5 protein-coding genes are annotated in these 3,647 nt (G+C 31.4%); all 5 read left to right on the top strand.

Going from position 1 to position 3,647, the window contains the following annotated elements:
* Nucleotides 1–312 precede the first annotated feature (312 nt).
* The 5 genes from PQ474_RS25710 (at nt 313) to PQ474_RS25690 (ending at nt 3,559) form a co-directional block, all read left to right on the top strand.
* Nucleotides 313–666 (top strand): PadR family transcriptional regulator, encoded by a 354-nt coding sequence (locus PQ474_RS25710; RefSeq protein ID WP_273848424.1) that lies wholly within the window; start codon nt 313–315, stop codon nt 664–666.
* Nucleotides 650–1,459, top strand: coding sequence for a permease prefix domain 1-containing protein (locus tag PQ474_RS25705; protein WP_273848423.1), 810 nt, complete (start codon nt 650–652; stop codon nt 1,457–1,459). The genes PQ474_RS25710 and PQ474_RS25705 overlap by 17 nt, the downstream gene beginning before the upstream one ends.
* A 402-nt stretch (nt 1,460–1,861) precedes the next feature.
* The gene (locus PQ474_RS25700) at nt 1,862–2,455 is read left to right on the top strand and encodes an autoinducer (RefSeq protein ID WP_273848422.1); all 594 of its coding nucleotides are present in this window, start codon (nt 1,862–1,864) and stop codon (nt 2,453–2,455) included.
* 503 nt (nt 2,456–2,958) lie between these two features.
* Complete coding sequence (locus tag PQ474_RS25695) at nt 2,959–3,273, top strand: hypothetical protein (protein WP_273848421.1); 315 nt, start codon at nt 2,959–2,961, stop codon at nt 3,271–3,273.
* Nucleotides 3,274–3,355: 82 nt separating this feature from the next.
* The gene (locus tag PQ474_RS25690) at nt 3,356–3,559 is read left to right on the top strand and encodes a hypothetical protein (protein ID WP_273848420.1); all 204 of its coding nucleotides are present in this window, start codon (nt 3,356–3,358) and stop codon (nt 3,557–3,559) included.
* Nucleotides 3,560–3,647: the final 88 nt, after the last annotated feature.

Here is a 3,647-nt window from a genome sequence, read left to right as displayed (position 1 = left end):
AGGCCAGCAAGCGTAGCGCGGTAGCCTTGACTGAACACTAAAGTAACTAAATGCGACAACTATATTGACAAACACCGATAACAAATTCTTATTAAGCTAACGGGTGCTTTAATTGAATAACTGAAATAATATAACAACGCTCAGAGAGGTTTTATCTCTGGACGTTGTTTTTTTTGTAGTAAATCGCTTTTACTTTTTCCACAAGGAAAAGTTTTTGCTGATGAGTAGTTTTTTGATGCTTCTTCGAATATTTACTTAAACATGCTAATACCTTGTAACATAGAGTATTAATTTTTTGATTGGAGGACGACTGTGGAGGTTAATAAGGAAGTTTTAAAAGGTCATATTGATACCTTAATTCTTTCAATCTTAGCTAATAAAGATATGTATGGATATGAATTAGCGAAATTAGTTCGAGAAAAAAGCAAGGGGAAATTTGAATTGAAAGAAGGCACACTCTACCTATCTTTAAAAAGGCTCGAGAAAAATAAATGGATTTCTTCTTATTGGGGAGATGAGCAAGGTCAAGGTGGAAGAAGAAAATACTATGAAGTAACCAAGCTAGGTCATGAGGGTTTAAAGAATAAACAATTGGAGTGGTTATTTGTTAAAGAAATTATTGACTCTTTTTTGGTGGTAGGAGGAGAAAATGAAAAAAATAGATGAATATGTTGATTATGTTTATAACAATGTTGATGGAAGTAAGGAAGAAATCCAAGAATTAAAGATGGAGATGAAAACTCATTTACAGGAGCTAGTTCTTGAATTGAAATCCGAGGGCGTAGAAGAAGAAAAAGCAATACTTATGGCAATTGAACGGTTTGGTGATGAAAATGAGATACGCTCGATTGTAGGTCTATTATCAAAAAAACATAAATTATTTGCCAAATGGCTACTTTATGTTTCATTAATTTTTCTCACAATTGCTCCAATTGTTTTTGCTACCTTACAATCAAAAGAGGCTCAAAGTTTAAGCGAAAAATCATTTGCTTCTACAAAAATACATTCTATTTTAGACAATCGTGATATTGTATCAGATGATATAAAAAAAGAAATAGCGTCAGTCGTACATGGTACAAATTATATTTCAGATGTTCTTATTTATGATGTAAGTAATATAACCAATGAAGAGTTATTTGAATACGTTGGTAATAAAGAGGCTGATTACCAATATGGAATAACTAGACAGATGGTTGGTGAGTTACTCCCCTCTGGTAGTGGTAACGATAATTGGTATGTGATAACTGAAAGAAATAGTTATCATACTTTAAGTGTTCTGAGCTTGCTCCTATTAGGGTTCCTTTATTGGAGTTTATTTTCTATATGGGCAATGATAAATGCTTATCATGAAAGAAGATTAAATTTAAAATGGAGTTTTGTGTTTGTCCTATTTAATGTTGCAGGTTATTTAGTATTCCGTCATATTTCAAATAAAGAAGACAGTTGGGAAGGTATATAATTTTTTCCTTCAGCTAACAGAGTGAGAAAGGCGAATAAAGGTTATCGCCTTTCTCTTGTTGAAGTAACGGAGCAGGAATGTTTAAGAAGATTAAGAATGTTTATAAACATATATCAAGATTGTTTATTGTTTGCAGGTGGAGGTGTTTCCTTGGATAAGTTCTTATTCATTTTTGGAATAGTTGTGTTTGGACTAAGTTTCATTTTTTTATAGCAAACTTTTTATCAGATTACGAAGCTCTTACATTTATCGTTTCTGTGTTTGGAATGCTTAATGCGAGTATTGCTATTGGTGTTAGTATTTTATTGAGTAGAATTAAGGAAATAAAGAAATAGTTTTATTCAAGTAACGAGAGCTTTACTTCAAAAAGAAGTATGGCTCTTTTTTTGTGGGAGACGACAAATGAGTATTATCCAAAAAATTACATACACTAAAATTGATTTTAGGAAAACCGTTATTGGAGGAATTATTGTGAAAAAGTCATTAATAAAATATTTAATTGTTGCAGTTGTCTTAGGTCTGTGTACGTTTAATAACTCAACGGAAGTCAAAGCTAAATCTCATGAGCAAAAACAACTTGAGGAATTTATCAAAGGGAATAATTATATCAGCGCAGAAGAAGCGACCAAGCAATATGTGCAGAAAATTGGTAAAAGCATAAACCTTCCTGAAAGGTTACCATTTGAGCCTACCCATCGCTTCGGTATTGTTGATGAAGAAGGTCGTTTAAAGTTACATTACATGAAGTACGATGGTCAAAAGCATACACTTGACTTCATATTTTATGTGATGTCTGAATCTGAGATTGATACACATGTTACATCGAATGATCAAATGTATAAGTTAAGTAATGGGTCTGAAGCATACTATAGGGAAAATCCAAATGATGTTCTAACATTAACTCTTAAAAAAGACGGAATTGGCTATTCTCTTGGAGGCAGTAAAACAGATAATTTTAACTTAGAAGTGTTATTAGATATTGCGGAGTCGATTTAATTTGTTATTAAATAAACGGGTGCTTTTCTTTAATAAAACAAAACCATGATCTTCAACAATCGGGCGCTATTCTTTAACAAGGATATGCGCTTTTTTTATTTATAGGGCCATTTAATGGAATAAGACTTCTAAACGAGACTGGATATTTATGTTAATATTGGTATGAGATTGTGAAGAAATGTACTTAAACTAAAGAGAAGAGTTTAATAAGAATTTGTTTTTTTATGGTGAAGTGGTGATGCTGGATGTGGTTTTTAGTATCGGTACTGTTTTATTCATCATATTAATCCCTATTGTCTGTTATGTTCTATACCGTTATTTCAAAGGTGTTTCATTAATTACACCTTATCAAAATAATGAAAAACTAAACCTTTGAGGAAGGGTCAGCGCACTTCTTCTTGTGCTAACGTGGCAGGGTAACGAAAGAATCGAAAAAGGAATATCCAAAAAATAGCTGAAAGTAGCAGTGTTTAAAGAGTATAAGTTAAGGGAGGGATGTTAAATTGTCCATTTGGAAAGCATACGCTGTTACACTTCTTGAAATAGTAATATTTTTATTTATTGGTTTCATTTTAACTGAAAATGTATTAAGAGTAGTTTATGAGAATTTTGGAATAAGGTTTATCGGTAACGTTTGGGTAAACTGGTTTGGTGTTTCCTATATTCTTTTTGTGACTTATACCGTTGTTCGAAAAGTCGTGAGTAAAAATAACGTTTTGATAAGAGAACGCACAAGGTCAATTATTTTTTGGTTGCTATTTTCAGGTTCAGTTGTAGTGGTTTTTATCCCTTTTCTAATAGGTGAAAATCCTTTTTAATATATTGTGAAATATAGTACTTAAAGTAACGGGAGTTTAGTGGAATAAGAAATCACCATATTTTAACATCAAGGGGGATTTTATGCCTAAGTTAATTAAAACAATGTTATTTTGGATTATAGTATTTCCAGTGATAGTAACCACTCTTTTAATACTGACAGACTATTTTTCAGGTGAACCAATTGAGATGGTTTCTTATTTACCTAACTTATTAGGTTTTGCAACAGGTGGAATATTCATTGGCTTTATAATGTATCAAGTGAAAAATTTAAAATATGAGAAGTAATTTTCTTGTTGAATTAAACCAGCTAATAGTTTGTCAATATTTTTCAATAAAAATTTAAAATCTTTCATGATATACTAAAAATGGCATG

The organism is Halalkalibacter alkalisediminis (assembly GCF_028610705.1).
Classification (GTDB): domain Bacteria; phylum Bacillota; class Bacilli; order Bacillales; family Bacillaceae_D; genus Halalkalibacter; species Halalkalibacter alkalisediminis.
Note: the sequence above shows the minus strand (reverse complement) of the source record. Positions and strands in the feature narration are given on the sequence as shown.

Bases quoted from the DNA above. Each gene is read 5' to 3' on its own strand.
- PQ474_RS25705 (WP_273848423.1), top strand. From the start codon at position 650: ATGAAAAAAATAGATGAATATGTTGATTATGTTTATAACAATGTTGAT.
- PQ474_RS25700 (WP_273848422.1), top strand. From the start codon at position 1,862: ATGAGTATTATCCAAAAAATTACATACACTAAAATTGATTTTAGGAAA.
- PQ474_RS25690 (WP_273848420.1), top strand. From the start codon at position 3,356: ATGCCTAAGTTAATTAAAACAATGTTATTTTGGATTATAGTATTTCCA.